Annotated in this window: 16 protein-coding genes, 1 other RNA gene and 1 pseudogene; 7 read left to right on the forward strand and 11 right to left on the reverse strand. The window is 35.3% G+C overall.

Annotated elements, in window-relative coordinates:
• Nucleotides 1–18: 18 nt before the first annotated feature.
• From C9J37_RS23795 to C9J37_RS23815, 5 genes and pseudogenes are all read right to left on the reverse strand, one after another.
• Nucleotides 19–1,014, reverse strand: a complete 996-nt coding sequence (locus C9J37_RS23795) for a TAXI family TRAP transporter solute-binding subunit (protein ID WP_107897397.1) — start codon at nt 1,012–1,014, stop codon at nt 19–21.
• Between the two features lie 436 nt (nt 1,015–1,450).
• Nucleotides 1,451–2,008, reverse strand: coding sequence for a superoxide dismutase family protein (locus C9J37_RS23800; RefSeq protein ID WP_107897398.1), 558 nt, complete (start codon nt 2,006–2,008; stop codon nt 1,451–1,453).
• A 644-nt stretch (nt 2,009–2,652) separates the two neighbouring features.
• Nucleotides 2,653–3,165, reverse strand: a complete 513-nt coding sequence (locus C9J37_RS23805; protein ID WP_235617233.1) for a superoxide dismutase family protein — start codon at nt 3,163–3,165, stop codon at nt 2,653–2,655.
• Nucleotides 3,166–3,373: 208 nt separating this feature from the next.
• A pseudogene (locus C9J37_RS29165) lies at nt 3,374–4,162 on the reverse strand (RNA-guided endonuclease InsQ/TnpB family protein); the annotation flags it as partial.
• 232 nt (nt 4,163–4,394) lie between these two features.
• On the reverse strand, nt 4,395–5,186 hold the full coding sequence (locus C9J37_RS23815; protein ID WP_107897400.1) for a 3D domain-containing protein: 792 nt from the start codon (nt 5,184–5,186) through the stop codon (nt 4,395–4,397).
• Nucleotides 5,187–5,732: 546 nt separating this feature from the next.
• Between C9J37_RS23815 and C9J37_RS23820 the strand changes: the two genes are divergently transcribed.
• Nucleotides 5,733–6,860 carry a response regulator gene (locus C9J37_RS23820; RefSeq protein ID WP_107897401.1) on the forward strand — a complete coding sequence of 376 codons (1,128 nt, stop codon included), beginning with the start codon at nt 5,733–5,735 and terminating at the stop codon, nt 6,858–6,860.
• A 52-nt stretch (nt 6,861–6,912) separates the two neighbouring features.
• On the opposite strand, the gene C9J37_RS23825 is transcribed toward C9J37_RS23820, so the two are convergent.
• Nucleotides 6,913–7,929: a GGDEF domain-containing protein gene (locus tag C9J37_RS23825; RefSeq protein WP_107897402.1), complete on the reverse strand. Its 1,017-nt coding sequence runs from the start codon at nt 7,927–7,929 to the stop codon at nt 6,913–6,915.
• A 303-nt stretch (nt 7,930–8,232) separates the two neighbouring features.
• Between C9J37_RS23825 and C9J37_RS23830 the strand changes: the two genes are divergently transcribed.
• Nucleotides 8,233–11,256, forward strand: coding sequence for a hybrid sensor histidine kinase/response regulator (locus tag C9J37_RS23830; protein ID WP_107897403.1), 3,024 nt, complete (start codon nt 8,233–8,235; stop codon nt 11,254–11,256).
• A gap of 104 nt (nt 11,257–11,360) precedes the next feature.
• Here C9J37_RS23830 and C9J37_RS23835 read toward each other — a convergent pair whose 3' ends face one another.
• On the reverse strand, nt 11,361–11,801 hold the full coding sequence (locus tag C9J37_RS23835; RefSeq protein ID WP_024364661.1) for a DUF2269 family protein: 441 nt from the start codon (nt 11,799–11,801) through the stop codon (nt 11,361–11,363).
• A gap of 172 nt (nt 11,802–11,973) precedes the next feature.
• Between C9J37_RS23835 and C9J37_RS23840 the strand changes: the two genes are divergently transcribed.
• Both C9J37_RS23840 and C9J37_RS23845 read left to right on the forward strand, forming a co-directional pair.
• Nucleotides 11,974–12,615 (forward strand): YfbR-like 5'-deoxynucleotidase, encoded by a 642-nt coding sequence (locus C9J37_RS23840; RefSeq protein ID WP_029747446.1) that lies wholly within the window; start codon nt 11,974–11,976, stop codon nt 12,613–12,615.
• A gap of 95 nt (nt 12,616–12,710) precedes the next feature.
• Nucleotides 12,711–13,217 carry a zf-HC2 domain-containing protein gene (locus C9J37_RS23845; RefSeq protein WP_107897404.1) on the forward strand — a complete coding sequence of 169 codons (507 nt, stop codon included), beginning with the start codon at nt 12,711–12,713 and terminating at the stop codon, nt 13,215–13,217.
• A 52-nt stretch (nt 13,218–13,269) separates the two neighbouring features.
• On the opposite strand, the gene C9J37_RS23850 is transcribed toward C9J37_RS23845, so the two are convergent.
• Nucleotides 13,270–13,608, reverse strand: coding sequence for a zinc ribbon domain-containing protein YjdM (locus C9J37_RS23850; protein ID WP_107897405.1), 339 nt, complete (start codon nt 13,606–13,608; stop codon nt 13,270–13,272).
• A gap of 242 nt (nt 13,609–13,850) precedes the next feature.
• Here C9J37_RS23850 and ssrS point away from each other — a divergent pair.
• Nucleotides 13,851–14,043: non-coding RNA, 6S RNA (ssrS, locus tag C9J37_RS23855), on the forward strand.
• A gap of 140 nt (nt 14,044–14,183) precedes the next feature.
• Here ssrS and C9J37_RS28555 read toward each other — a convergent pair.
• The 3 genes from C9J37_RS28555 to C9J37_RS28560 form a co-directional block, all read right to left on the reverse strand.
• Nucleotides 14,184–14,351 carry a hypothetical protein gene (locus C9J37_RS28555; protein ID WP_167397423.1) on the reverse strand — a complete coding sequence of 56 codons (168 nt, stop codon included), beginning with the start codon at nt 14,349–14,351 and terminating at the stop codon, nt 14,184–14,186.
• Nucleotides 14,352–14,487: 136 nt separating this feature from the next.
• Nucleotides 14,488–15,381 carry a helix-turn-helix domain-containing protein gene (locus C9J37_RS23860; protein WP_167397424.1) on the reverse strand — a complete coding sequence of 298 codons (894 nt, stop codon included), beginning with the start codon at nt 15,379–15,381 and terminating at the stop codon, nt 14,488–14,490.
• 21 nt (nt 15,382–15,402) lie between these two features.
• Nucleotides 15,403–15,579, reverse strand: coding sequence for a hypothetical protein (locus C9J37_RS28560; RefSeq protein ID WP_167397425.1), 177 nt, complete (start codon nt 15,577–15,579; stop codon nt 15,403–15,405).
• 166 nt (nt 15,580–15,745) lie between these two features.
• Here C9J37_RS28560 and C9J37_RS23865 point away from each other — a divergent pair, with 166 nt between their 5' ends.
• Entirely contained in the window at nt 15,746–15,949 is a 204-nt protein-coding gene (locus tag C9J37_RS23865) for a helix-turn-helix transcriptional regulator (protein WP_107897406.1), read from the forward strand.
• Nucleotides 15,950–15,970: 21 nt separating this feature from the next.
• Nucleotides 15,971–16,138 (forward strand): hypothetical protein, encoded by a 168-nt coding sequence (locus C9J37_RS28565; RefSeq protein ID WP_158497882.1) that lies wholly within the window; start codon nt 15,971–15,973, stop codon nt 16,136–16,138.
• Nucleotides 16,139–16,181 lie beyond the last annotated feature (43 nt).

Genomic DNA, 16,181 nt, shown 5'->3' on the forward strand with positions numbered 1-16,181 from the left:
CATGTAATGCGATGTTGTCTATTTATTTTCATCAAAGTATTTTTGAGCACCTGGATGAATATCGATACTGATACCATCTAAAGCAGTTTCAGCTTTAATAAACGCACCTTTTGCATGTGAAATTTTTCCTGTGTTACTATAAATCGCTTTCGTCATATTGTAAACAACATCGTCCGAAAGATTTTTATTTACTGCTAACATTGCAAGTACTGACACAGTCTCTGTATCACTCGCAATACCGTAAGTGCCAGCTTTTACTGTATCTTTTGCATAGTAAGGATATTTGGCAATAAGCTCATCTGCTTTACCAGCATCTACACCGATAATATTAACCTTTGTCGTCGCATTTAATGCCTCTACAGCCGCTGTTGGTGTACCAGCAGTAATAAATGCCGCATCGATTTGACCTGATTTAAGACCATCAGTAGACTCGCCAAAATCAAGATTTTGCGCTTTAATGTCATTCATTGTTAAACCATGAATTTCAAGTAATTGTTCAGCATTGGCATAAGTCCCAGAACCCGGAGCCCCTACAGAAACTTTTTTCCCTTTTAAATCTGCATATGTTTTAATACCAGAAGCTTCAGTTGTCACTAATTGCACAGTCTCTGGGTAAAGTGCACCTAATGCTGCAATCGTATCAATTTTTTTACCCTCAAACATAAATTTACCTTCAGTTGCGTAATAAGCGATATCTGTTTGCACAAACGCAATCTCACCTTTACCCTCTTGCAAGGCAGTCATGTTAGCTGCAGATGCTTGTGAAACTTCTGCTGTCGTTTTAATACCTGTTTCCGTTGTAATTAAATCAGCAAATGTACCACCTAATGCATAGTAAGTACCTTGCGTTCCACCCGTTAATAAACTTAAAAATTTCGGCTTTTCAGTGCTAGCTGCATCACCATTCCCATTTTCCTTATCCGAACCTGTACTACTATCAGATCCACATGCCGCTAAAATTAGTAGCGCAATGGCACTTAATAGCATGAATAATCTAAATTGCTTTTTCTTCATATTAACCTTCCCCCTTTGGTTATAATTAAGAATCAATTTAAAATTACCAAATTTAGTATAATTATGTCAACCTGTTTATAGTAAATTCAGATAATTATAATTATACAAAATGTCATAAATGCGAACAACGCCCAATTATAATACACTGTTATTTACCCTTCTTTTTTCTCTAATAAACTAAAAAATACTCTACTACAATAAAAAATACTAGTGTAGAAATGTATACATATTGTATGAAAACATACTCCTTGCTAGCTATTTATTTTTATTACATGGAAAATAGGATGAAACTCACAACCTAATATGCAACGTAGTGGTGGAGGATGCATAAGCCACGCCCGTCTATGCGAGCAGCCTGTAACGCAAAAAAACACCCCACAATACGTAGTGGTAGGGTGTTTCAACTTTATGTTAACAAATTTGCGAACTAACTTCCTTATTGGATTGCTCCACATGCAATTCTTGCACCTGAATTACCAGCAGGATCTGTTTTATAATCGTCTGCTGATTCATGAATAACTAATGAAGTACCTTCTCCATCCATTAAGGAGTTTTCAGCATTCTTTTGTAATGTTACACCTTCAGCTAAGAAATTTAAATCTACCGTCCCATCTTCACCAACTTCTAAATTTGGTAAATCACCTAAATGATAGCCGTTAGGATTTAATTTTCCATGCTCCTTATTTGTTGGATTAAAATGCGAACCTGCCGATTCAAACTTAGGTGCTTCACACTTCGCTACTGAATGAATATGAATACCATGCGAGCCTGCTGGTAAACCACTTAATGCTAAAGTTACTTTAACCCCATTGTCTTCTTCCTCAAAAAAAGCATTCCCATAGCTCTCATTATTTGAACCAATTACTTTTGCAGTTGCCGTTAAAGACGAATTGGCATTAGAGTTAACGGCTACTTTTTCATCTTTCTTATCAAAAAGATTGCACCCTCCGACAAAGACAGTCAAAGAAATAATTAATATAGATATTTTTTTCATGTTATTACCTCCTCTATTTCTGATGGTACCCATCTCTACCAATAGTTATGCAATACATACTGGTGTTTTCTCATCACACAAATCAAAAGGTAATATCATGAAAACTGCTTGTAACAGTAATTAATGGCTGAGTCTTTATATTGAGCGTATTAGATTGACCCCAATTAATCTAATGCTTACTATGCCGTTGATGCCAATCATAGTAAGCCGTAACCCTTTGCTTACATTGTACTGTTTAAGCAGGGGGCACCACTTGCGTTTCCATCAGTTAGTAATTAAACCTTGTTATCGATGCAAACTCCAATAATAAAACAGGCTGGGACATAACTTAAAAATCTTAAATAGAGGTACATTGGTTTCGATAAATTTTTGCTAAGAAAATATATAGAACATATTTACTATTATTTCTTTTGCAATGAATAATAAATTAGAAGGGTTCACTAGTTGTTGGTAGCGGAGGGGTAACTCCTGCTCAGAACGCACACAGCGTAAGACGCAGGCATTCCGCGCGTTAGCGAGGGTTGCGGCTTACTGTGCTGAGCGGAAAGCACCCCCGAAGCGGACAAAAACGGCGCAGCAAAAAAGTGTTAGATTGATTGCCATCAATCTAACACTTTTTCATTTTGTCCCAGCCTCCTTCTCTATTATGATTGAATAACACCACATGCAATTCTACCGCCCGATTCACCAGTAGGATCTGTCATATAGTCGTCCTCGTTTTCATGAATGACAAGGGCAGTACCTTCTCCATCCATTAAAGAGTGTTCAGCATCTTTTTGTAACGTTACACCTTCTGCCAAGACACTCATAGTTGCAGTACCGTCCTCCGCTACCTCTAAATTCGGTAAATCCCCGAGATGATGGCCATGCGGATTATCCTTGCCATGCTCTTTCTGCGTTGGATTGAAATGCCCTCCTGCAGTACCGAAATCCGGCCCTTCGCATTTCCCCACTTCATGTATATGCATACCATGCTTTCCAGCAGGTAAACCACTTACCGTAACCGTTACTTTAACACCATCAGCCTGTTCTTCAAATTTGGCTTCTCCTAAACTTTCATTATCCGAATTAATTACTTTCGCAGTGGCAGTTAAAGCAACCGAGCTATCTGATACTGATTGTTGTTCCGCCTTCTCATCCTTATCAGCGCAGCCCACCAAAAAAACACCTAAAGAAATAATCAATAAAGTTGTCAGTTTCATTAATTTACCGTTGCCAAAAATCTATAAATATCTATAAATCTTGTTTAATTCCCTGTTCAACGAGTCCGATTTTGATCGCTACAAGTAACCCATCTACTTTCGTTTGATATAACTCTCCGAGGGCGTAAATTCGGATACAACGCATCCTACATATTAGTATGATCTTGTTGGTGATCATGCCTTTAATATTTAAATCTTCTATTACAACTCTGTATGGCTTGGTTTTCACTATACTTGTTGTCGTTTGGTGAAGATAATTATTCCGTATATTAGTCAATCTTCTGTGGACTAGTCGTATCCGTTTTTCAAGTTTTATAATATTTTTAGTTTTGACATACTCCTTTCCTTTTTTATTTTGTTTATATTTTTATACACGTTGCCGTCTGAACAAACGGCTAATTTTTTAATTCCAACATCTATTCCTAATGAAACATCTGTTAATTCTTCTAGTATTTCTTCATTTTCTATACCCACTGATAGATACCAATACTTATTGTCATGGCTTATTCTAGGGTTACTGTATTTAACACCGAGCGGTAATTGCTCGTTCGTTCTAACACCCCCTCTTTTAAATAAGTACCATCTTTCTATCTTTTACTTTTAACTTTACATTGTCATTGTATAAAGGCTTCTTGCCCTTTTTCTTGCTTTTATATGTTGGTTTATTTGCTAACCCTTTGAAAAACTTTTTGTACGCATCACAAGCATCTTTAACCGCCTGTTTTGATACATTGTTAGATACTTCATTTAACCAAGACAATTCCTTTATCTTTAATTGGGTCAATTCTTTCCTTAAAACACCATTAGCTATAAATTTGCCGCCATTTTCAAAATTTTCTTCTTGTTTTGCAAGAGTCCAGTTATAAATAAATCTCGCTGTTCCTACTAATCGCCATAACTTTTGTTCTTGGGATTCACTTGGGTATAATCTAACTTTCTTTGCCAGTATCATTCTCTAGCAACTCTCTTTGAACTGTTTTGCCTATCTTATTTGCAACAATGAGATTACACTGCAACAACTAAAAAATTAATTATATTTGTATAGATTCATTTAAACTGTATCATCCCCCTTTTTTATAAGTTTATCATTTATCAGAATACTTGCGCAACTCATAAATAGGTATTTATCCTCATTACAAATAAAGGGACTTCTCAGAAAAATACTGAGAAATCCCTATGTTGTATTAATTTAAAATTTTTACCGTAACTGTTCGAACACCCCAATTACGAGCTTGTCCATCAGATGGAATAAATACATCAATTTTATTTCCTTTTATCGCACCACCAGTATCAGCAGCTATCGCTTCGCCATAACCTTCTACCCACACCTTCGTTCCAAGGGGAATAACACGGGGATCAACAGCAATCACCTTTAAATTTGGATTTGAGCGTATGTCTGTCCCGTTTGCTGTAATACCTGAACAACCTTTACAATATGCTGTATAAGCTGTTGCACGCATTGTATATGTCTGACCATTTTGACTCGCTGGAGCACTTGCAGTTGTTGTAGCTTGTTTTGTTGTGGCCGTTTTTGTTGAAGCTTGTTTTGTTGCAGGCTTCTGTGCAATGGTTTTTGCTGTTTTTGGCTTTGCTGCTGAAGCTTTAACAGCTAACGTTTCACCAACTAAAATTAAATCAGATGTGAGGTTATTCCATTCTTTTAAATCGTCCACCTTAACATTATGAACTTTAGCAAGACTGAATAATGTATCACCGGCCTCAATAAGGTGGGTGTCATCTGTCTTTTCTTCCTCCAGTATTTTTTCCATACTCAAGGTCTGATCAGGATTAATCCATATCGAATCAAATTCATCTAACTGTTGCAACTCGGCTAAACTCAAATTATAAATAGGTGAGATTCCCCAAAGTATGTTGCTCGTCTGACCAGTATATACTCCCTTAGCAGAAGTGGTACTCCCGAACATCCCCATGCCAAGAGTCAATGCTACAGCTAATGCTATTGCCTTTTTCTTCATAATAAGTAATACCTCCAGTTGTTTTATATTTTCTGCAATCTGTTGCTAGCACACTAGAGAATTAGGCTCTTAAGTATACAAGCATTATTGTAGAATGCACTAAATATCACAGGACTTGGACCTGATATTACAAATTATTACTATTTAATCAGTAAAATATACAATTTCAATCAATTTTTTCTCCAATTAAACAATTATATGGAAAATTAAGATCAAACCTCTACAATCTATTTGCATATTTTATATAATGGAAATGCAGTTTTTATAGCCGATAAAGTAGAAAAGGAGATGCCTTGAACGCGATTTTATAAAGTGAACTTTGTTAATGGGTTAAACCAAACAGTAATCGAATGGGGATTCACACTACTCTAGTTGCTGTAGAAAAAATGTGTTTAGCAAATGAATCACTATGTATACTTATTGCGTTTACTCTGTTAATGTAAAATAAAGTTTTATTAACCTAATAATTACAATTTAAACACTATATGTAATACCTAAAATACAAATAGTTAGGTCATATACTAATTTGAAAGTTGGTGTCCTACTGTGATTCGAGTAATCATTGCAGATGATGAACCGTTAGCTCTTTTAAACATGGAAAAAAAGTTGAAAGAATTTGATTCAGTAGAGGTTGTTAAAGCTTTTTCAACAATTAAAGATTTGCTTGATGAGGCACCTACATTGGATTATCATGTCGCTTTTTTAGATGTTGAAATGCCAGGAATGGACGGTTTGCAAATTGCTCAAATATTAAAGGAGTGGAAGAAGAATGTCTGTATTGTTTTTGTGACAGCGTATCGAGATTATGCTGTACAGGCATTTGAAATTAATTCCTTAGACTATTTACTAAAGCCTATTTCTAAATCTCGACTAGAGATGACTATAAATAGGATACATGAACTATTCCAATTAGAAATAGCCCTCCCTACTCGAGTGCAACAGAATGAGTGCTCCCTTAGTATCCAGTGCTTAGGCGGATTCACTGTCTTACATAATAAGAACATCGTGCATTGGCGAACTGTTAAAACAAAAGAATTATTTGCCTTTCTTTTATCTAATCTCAACAGCCATGTGCCAAGAGATACAATCATCGAAGCATTATGGGCTGAAACTGAATATAAAAAGGCAAGAGTGCAACTTCATACAACTGTTTCTTATCTACGTACAACTCTCTCAGCTTTAGGGTACTATAACGTTTTACAATATGTAAACGGCTGTTATATTTTACAGCTAGACAATTTTCAATCTGATGTCTTAGAATTAGAGCACCTGTTAAAGCACAAAGAGGAATTCGGGGAGCTAGATGTAGAAAGAGCCGAAGCATTTATTCAAAACTCTCATGGAGAATACATGGCTACATTAGATTACTCTTGGATTCATAGTAAGTCGAATTTCATTCATAACCAAATTACGCTTTTACTAAATTACTTAGTTGAGCATTATAAGACAACAAACAATGCAGAAAAAAGAGAGCGTACTTTACTAGTGATGCTCGACTACAACCCTTATTCAGATAAAATCATCCAAGAGCTTCTTCAACTCTATATTGAAGAAGATAATCGTGCTAATGCAGTAAAAGTTTACAAAGACTTTAAGAAGACTTTGTTTACTGACCTAGATATTTTACCTAATCAAGAGACTATAGAATTATACGCAACAATAGCGCAAGAGTAAAAATGTAGCTGCCTCCTAAGAGACAGCTACATTTTTTGGTTGATGAAGGTAATTAATTACTAATCCGAGAGAAATCCTCCACCACACGTATACAGTTTCTACCGGATTGTTTTGCCTCATACAATGCCTGATCAGCAATAGCTATTAACTGATTCGGGTCACAAATCGAGGAAGAAAAAACGGTAACACCTGCCGACAAGGTAACTGGACGACCACTAGGATTTTCAGCTTGCGCTTGTTTAACTCGCAATTCCTCTGCTAATTTAACGGCGTCTTCAATTGCCGTATAAGGCAAAATAATTAAAAACTCCTCTCCTCCATATCTAAAACAACTTCCCTGAACGCTTTCCTTCATTTTGTTTGCAAAAGCTTTTAAAACCTCATCCCCCACTGTATGCCCATATGTATCATTGACACTTTTGAATTCATCTAAATCGATTAAAATAATGGCATGTGGCACTTTCTCTGCAATTAAATTACTTAATACTTGATCCATGCTTCGGCGATTCGGAATACCTGTTAAAGAATCTAATTTCAACTGGTCAGTCAATTCCTTAATTTTATTTTGTGAATCAGCTTTTACCTTTAACATGACATCTTTCAAGTTGCTCGCCTCAGCATACCAGTCATTCACTAATTTTAAATCGTTAATTCCACAGCCCTCTTGTCCACTTTTAACAATATCTTGTAGAGGTCGAATAATTTTCAACACAAACCACAGTACCAATATGAAAACGATTGCTACTATTAACAATAAAGGAAGAATTATTTTTTTAAAAAACACACTAACAGAGACAACACTTTCTTTTTGTAACTGACTTACTGCCTGTTCAAGCCTATCCTTAACTAAAAATTCTGTTTGTGAGTTTTGTAATGACTCTTGTACATAGATTTCAGCTATATCAGAAACTTCCTCTATAAACGCTTCCTGTAAAGCATGGTTAGGCTGTGTTAGCATTTCACTGTAACTTTTATAACTAATCCAAATACTGATACTTGATGTAACGAGTACAACAATTATTATCATACTAACAATGACAAACGATAAATTTAACTTAAATTTCTCCACAATAGATCATTTCTCCCATTGAGATGATATTTTGCTAAAGCTATATATAATAAGTTCAATTCTCATATTAAAAGTTTTTATTTCATCATTATACGTCATACCTCTTAAAAAATACTTAACAACTAATTGTTTTAACCTCTGTAACTCAAAACATAATTACTCAAAAAGCACTAATAATGTGTGAAAATCTTCAATTTATATACATAAAGTTTTCTTTAGAGCGAAATGCATATTTTCTTTTTCTTTATTTCATGGCATGGTAAAACAATACAATCTACTATTTAACTTACAGGAGGCTTTATATTGGCGTTGAGAAAACCTATCGTAAGACATTTGCTAGTTATTCTAATCATTTTTATCGTCCTAACGATCTTCCGTCTACTCTGGCTAGCATATTTTACACCTTCTAATCATCAGCCCAGTGCACAAGCAGGTGTTTTAGATATGCGCCAGCAAACTTTATCAGAAGATGAGATCTATCAAATCAATGGTGAATGGCTCTATTATCCTGAAGTGTTGTTAAAAACACCTAACAGCAATCAGACAAGCAGTTCCATCGAACAAACTGTCCGTAAAATTCCTATGCAAAAGGGTTCAGCAACAAAACAACATTTTGGTACATATCGTGTAAAAATCTTATTAAGTGCTAATGACCATTCAAATCACCGTTATGCTATCCGAGTTCCTGCAATCTCTACAGCATCAGCGATATATATTAACGGGAAACTTGCGGGGCAGTCTGGCGTAGTGTCACCAAATCCCAGCACTCATAAAGGACAGGCCGCTCCTTACACCATATATTTCACTGCAGAGCAGTCTGAAATCGACATCATTTTACATGTATCCAATTTTGATACACCCTCCAATATGGTTATAGATAAACGTCTTTCTTTTAGCTCTGCGTCAGCCATGATGCACCATCAGTTCATTACACAATTATCACTTGTAGCTATTTCGATGTTGCTTATTTTATTTGCGTTATTTAGCATTCTTGTCTTCCTCTTTATTTATCGTAAAAAAATCGTATTGTTGTTCACCGTCGGTTTTCTGTTACCTTTAGCTGACGAACTCATTACTTATGATCGTTCCATACTTGATTGGTTACATTTGGATTATGTATGGTCCTTAAAGCTATCCAATCTTATTTATCTCGGTGCTTCCTATTTCTTTGTACAGTTTATTCGTGTCTTATTAGTGCGCTATCAACAAGCAAAATATTTCCGATGGTTTACAACATTGTATGCCTTAGGCGCGCTACTTATTATCCTATTACCTATTCAATGGCTACACACAGCTAACTTGGCCTTCTTTATGCTTTATGTGGTGTCATTTTTATATGTTGTTGTACTGGCTTTAAAAGAGTATATAGGAAATCAAGAAAGTTCAGCTTTTATTGCATTTACAGCTATTGGCACAACCAACGGAATTATCTGGGGTCTTATAAAAATGTCTTTTGTATTAGACATCCCGTTTTATCCATTTGACTATTTAATGATTGCACTGGGCTTTGCAGGTTATTGGTTTAAACGCTTTTATGAAAATCAACAACAGATTAATCTGCTTGTTGCCAAATTACAAAAAGATGGGGAAATGAAAGATGAGTTTTTATTAAGCAATGCACAAAAGCTTTGGGACCCTATGAATAAAATGATTACTTTAGGACAAACAATTTATGATAATCCAAACAATTGCTTTGTTATGGAAGACAAGCAGAATTTAAAATATTTAATTGATATAGGACGCAGTATGTCCTTTACGCTCAATGACATCGTGGATTATACGCGATTAAAAGATAAAAATTTACATCTTCATAAAAAGAATGTCCGCATTCAAGGCGTGGTGTCTGGAGTATTTGATATGCTACGTTTTATTGCTGTTGGAAAACAAATTCAAATGACATCTTCTATTGCAAGAGACTTCCCTCTTGTGCTAGCCGATGAAAAACGGCTTATTCAAATTCTGTTCAATCTGCTACACAGTTCTATTAAAAATACGAACACTAGTTTAATCGAAATTAGCGCCACAATAGAAAGAAATATGGCTGTAATTTATATCAAACTGACAGAGTCTGGAACGAACAATCCTGATATTAATCTTCACGAACATCTCTTTTCTTCTGACAAAGGGCTTGCAGATAATGAAGAAATTCATCTTAGTTTTTTGATTTCTAAGCAACTCATTGATTTACATGGAGGATCATTACTTAATAAAGGAGCTGATTTGCTTTTCACTATACCCATTGCGGATGTCATGGTAGAGGTGGGACAAGTGAATGATGAACGACCAGAGGATATTCATTTACAGGAGAATAACACGCAGTTAAAAGCTTCTCCTACTGAAAAGCAGTTTAAAATTTTAATGGTCGATGATGACCCTGTAAATTTAACAATGATGCGAAGTTTATTTTCTGCTACAGAATATAACATTACAACCATTACAAGTAGCGAAAAGGCACTGGATTTATTGCGTTTACAAAGATGGGATTTAGTCATTATTGATGCCATGCTCCCTTATATTTCTGGATATGCCTTAATTGAAAACATTCGACAACATTATACCTTGCTAGAGCTACCAATTTTATTGTTAACTGCTCGAAATAATCCTGAAGATGTGTATACTGGGTTTGCACATGGGGCCAATGATTATGTAACGAAACCCATTAATTCTTTGGAACTAAAAGTACGTTGTCGAGCTTTAATTGATTTAAAATATAGTATCAATCAGCAGCTACATTTGGAAACTGCTTGGCTTCAGGCACAAATACAGCCTCATTTTTTATATAATACGCTTAATACAATTGCCTCACTGAGTACAATTGACCCAGATCGAATGATTGACTTAATGCATCACTTCGGCAAATATCTCCACGCAAGCTTCGATGTAAAGAACCTGCAACGAGTTGTACCTCTGCGTCATGAACTCGAGCTCGTCCGTTCATATCTTTATATCGAACAGCAACGTTTTGGGGAACTATTACAAATTGAGTGGGATATTGATGAACAGATTGATGTTGAGATTCCCCCAATTTCTTTGCAAACGCTTGTAGAAAATGCATTACGACATGGTGTATTAAAACAAAAAGATGGTGGCACTGTTTGTATTCGAATCAAAGAGCTTGCCGATTATGTGACCGTCAGTGTAATTGACAACGGTATTGGTATAGACGCCACGACATTAGCACAATTGCTATCCGATACGAATACAACAAGTAGAGGCATTGGACTACGCAATACGGACCTCCGTCTCAATAGAATTTATGGTCAAAGGTTACAAATCAAAAGCACACCAAATGAAGGCACAACCATCACCTTCCACATCCCCAAATAATATGAGTGCCAGTCACTCAAACAATTCTTGCAACCGCTCAAGGCACAAGACGCAAAAACCCTCGCATCAGCGAGGGTTGCGGCAGTGCCAGTCACTCAAACAATTTACCAAAGCACTGGTTTTGCTACCATCAGCCATAACATAATCAGCAATAATACAATATACATCCATGCTTTACGCTGTAACAATGAAGCAAATTTTTGCTGATGATAAGCGGGCGTATCGAACGTGCGGATAGTTGGTTTAAAGGCTCTAGCTAAAAAGACAATCGAACCACCCATCACAAGAAATGTTAGGATTACCCACGATGTTGTCCATGGATATCCTCCACGCCACATTAATAAAATACCCGAGGCAACTAGCACATGCCCCGCGTGTTTAACAATCGTAATTGCACCTTGAAATACTTGGATATATGGTGGCATTTCAACATGCGCAGCTGTACGCATTTTCTTAACAATTACTAAAACAACAAACAATGGCCCAATCGAAAGTACTGCACTTAAAATATGTATATATAGAAGAAGTGTATAAATCGATAGCATATTGCATACTCTCCCTTTAACAAGTCTTACTCATTATAGCATTCCCCTTTGCGTTCTCTCATAATAATTGTGAATCCTTTGTAAATGCAACGTGAATCATTGTTAAATTGTTTGAAATCTGAACAAAGAGGGTATGGATTATAGTAACATGCACTTATAGAAACAAAAAGGAGTGATTCTTATAGGAATTCATCAATTTTTTACAAGTCTTAATGATTTAGAACGTATTATTCGTTGCCCGGGCCGCTTCAAATTTGAAGAACATAATGTGGCTGCGCACTCTTGGAAAGTCTCACAGTATGCCATGTTCTTTGCAACGCTGGAAGAAATGAATGGAGCTACAGTGAATTGGAAATCGTTATATGAAAAAACCATCAATCATGATTTCGCTGAAGTATTTATCGGAGATATTAAAACACCAGTAAAGCATGCTAGCCCAGAGCTAAAACAAATGCTTGCACATGTGGAAGAAAAAATGATGGAAAAATTCATTATGAACGAAATCCCTAAAGAGTTCCAAGACATCTTTTTTGAACGCATGAAAGAAGGAAAAGACGAAACACTAGAAGGTCGTTTACTTGAATTCGCAGACAAATTAGATCAATTTTACGAAGCCTTTGCAGAATTAAAACGCGGCAATACCGACATGGAATTTGTCCACATGTATCAAACGGCACTATCCAAGCTGTTATTGATTCCTCTTCCAGCAACAGTTCGCTATTTCAGAACTGAAATATTAAAAGATGCTGTAAAAGAAAAAACACATATTGATATACAAGCGCTCACAAATGAAGTATTAGACACAAACAAATAACGTGCATGTACAAGTTTTCCGATGAATTGATCGACGGAAGGCTTTTTTTATTTCCTAAAAAAAGTCGTATAATAGGAGTGATAGGAGGGAAAATATTGTCACATGAATGTTCAATTGTAGAAGATTTACTACCTTTATATAAAACACATGGCCTCCAAGCCGATACGACCGAATTTATTGAACAGCATTTAGCTACATGTAAATCATGTCAGCATTTGGCCGCTACACAACTATCCACAAATCAAAACCTATCGATGAAAAGCACATTAACCTTTTTTCATCTTGTTTTTATCGTGCTGTCTTTTATGTTTGCCCTTAATTCATCTTTACTTGGCAATCATAAAAGCTTCGTCATACTATACGGTCTTTTCGGTTGCCTAACTTATTTATTTTATAAAAATATTTGGATTGTCTTTGCCATAAGCTCTATACCTGTGTTCGTCTGGGCCATTATTAATAATTTTAGCAATCCACTCTATATGAAGAATTTCTCTTTTATCGATATTGGTTCACTTATAGTTGGTGCAAGCTATATAGCTCTTTTACATACCATATTTGCCCTACTCGGTGCCGCTTTTGCCATTGTTTTACGTAGGCTTTAAAATGATAAAAGCATCTCTCCTTACGAAAGATGCTCATTTATCATGCCAATTTTTAAGCTTTTTTGACGAACTCTGATTTTAGTTTCATTGCACCGAAACCGTCAATTTTACAATCAATATTGTGATCCCCTTCAACAAGACGAATACTTTTCACTTTTGTACCAATTTTTAATGTTGAAGAACTTCCTTTTACTTTTAAATCTTTAATAACTGTTACCGCATCACCATCTGCTAACAAGTTGCCATTTGCGTCTTTTACAATGAGTGTATCTGACTCCTGCTCTGTTGCATTAGTGCTCCATTCATGTGCACATTCTGGACAAACAAAATTAGTGCCATCCTCATATGTGTATTCAGAATTACATTTTGGACAATTTGGATATGCTGCCATCTCTGCTTCCTCCCTTTATTTTTCGGTAGATAAATGATTATGCTCCTATCTTCACACACTTAGTCTGATTTCGCAAAGGTTGTTCGTATTTTTTGTTCGCATTTGTGAAAAATATATGAAACGATGCCTTATTATCCAACTATTTTTCGGCCATAACTTTTTATTTTATAGCATGTGCCCATTGACTTTTTTTCATAAACCATCTTACTTGCAAGTTTGTTTAGCATGCCTTATTATATCCTTAAAGGCTGCATTGTTCGTATAATATTAAGTTTTAACCTTTAAGCTGTAAAAGGGAGTTTTATTATTGGAGTTGGAATGACGGGCCTCACACCAAGGTGCATGAGGATAAGCAGGAAAACTTCTGCGAACACCCACTTTGAGGAGTGGTGGTTTAAAACTTTCTATAATAACTACGGCATACGCGGCTTTTACTCTAAATGTTGTTATATCAAGGTTTATATAGCATCTTAGCCAATTTGGTTAAGGTGCTTTTTTAATGCCGAAATAACCGATGGGGTTAAATTGGGGTTAAACTTCTTTGTAATTTATAACAAATAAACATAATCGACTGTTTACCTCCGCACAATATAGCCAACAATACGTGGCCCTTTTAATTTCTTCTTATCAACAGGCCTATTAACATTTGTGGAAGACTTTTTAAATTCCATTTCTTCATATTGGTCCAATAAATCAAATATTGTTAATTGCCCCTGTTGTTCCATGTATTCGAAATGAGTCACGTTCTCTTCCCCTCTCTATAAATAATTTATTGTTTAAAACATTCCAGTTAAGTAAATGATGAAGTCTGTAAGGGGGAATCGCTATGAACTCGAAAATAACTAAACCCCTTTTTCTTTCCCCTGTAGTTCATAGCGATCACCATTCAAGCCAGTTTTCTAACGATGGTTCACCATGCACCGTTGATTGTGGAAGGCTATCCCTTTCCTTTAACCAATTATAAAAAGGAACAGGACGTTCTTTATATGATGTTTCTTCTATAGAAGGTGATTTATATAACCTATTATTTGAACGCTCTACAGCCTTGCTATACGCTCCTACAAATACAGCTCTTAATGTACTTGCTACAGTTAATGTACCTTCTTTAATATCCATAGCAATTTTGAATAGCACATTTTTAGCTTTAATGAAGTCAGGTGCACTTTGAACCTGTGCTGCCAATACAACCTTGTGCATTTCATCTTTTAAGTTATCTGCTAACGGTAAGCTATTCATGAAATCAAATAGCATGACTTGATACTCGTTCATATACTCTTTTTTCTTTTCAACTTGCAAAGCCAATTCATTACCTAGACTCATAATATTATTTGCTTGTTTAGAATTTAAAAGATTAAAAGAATTAGATGGTTGGTTTTCAGATTGTGGACGACAAACCGCGTCATTACTAGCTTCATCTGCTGTTATTCGTTGGGACACGCTCGATGGGACATAAGGTAAAATGCGATAAATACTAGCCCCTTTAATACCGTTTAATTTCGTTCCTGGTACTTTTTCAATGATGCCTAATGACTCTAATTTTTTTACGCTACGATAAACCGTCTTCGTACTGATCTCCAATGCATCAGCAATTGTAGATGCTTTTAAATGACATGCTCCAGTATGTTCTAAACTATGAGAAGCAAGTTTATAAACGATGGCACGCTCTGATTCTGTTAAATCATAGTAATGAACCGCCATGTGGTCTTCCACACTCTTATCCATATCTGCTACTGAATCGAATGTTGTATATTGTGCTAAGTATTCGAATGCCATCGTTTTCACCTCGTTTTCATATTACTTAAATGTTTTTCGTAAATTCTCACGTATTTCTTTTACTTCTAAATCAGTCAACAGACTGTGATACCTTATAATCCATTTCAAGCGTCGCTGATACTTGTGGACATCTGTAATTGCCTTGTGTTGTTTCATCTTTGCTTGAAGGTACTCATTGCGTTGTTGGATGGTTTTCAATTTGTTCACCTCACTTAAAATATCGTTTAAAGTTACATTTATTAATAATAATATTAAACTTAATAATTTAATTATACACACAAAAATTTATATGTAAACATTTTTATGTTTATTTTTAAACTCTTTAGTGTATAATGAAATTAATAAATGAAGTGGAGGGTTGGATATGGCTGAGCAGATTAAAATTTTGCTAATAAAAAAGGGACTGACTATTACTGATTTAGCAAAGAAGATAGGTACATCTACGCAAAACCTATCAAATAAATTAAAACGTAATGATTTTAAAATGAGTGAATTAAAAGAGATTGCAGAAGCATTAGAGGTTAAATTTGAAATATATTTTGAAATGGAAGATGGCACGAAGATATAAATAATCTGTGGAGGACTAACCATGTTTAAAAAGTTGATTAGTAAAAAGAAGCGACAATTAAAGAAACAAGCTAAAAAGGCAATATACGAAGCAACTGGAATTAAGCCTATTAAGATTAAAAAGCCAAAGCCATTGATTAAGAAAAAACGTAAACCATCTTTAAAAAGTGCTATTAAAAAATTATTTTAAGCAGATAACTAATTATGGTTGTCTGTTTTTTTATGTACTTTCA

The organism is Lysinibacillus mangiferihumi, assembly GCF_003049665.1.
GTDB classification, from domain to species: Bacteria; Bacillota; Bacilli; order Bacillales_A; family Planococcaceae; genus Lysinibacillus; species Lysinibacillus mangiferihumi.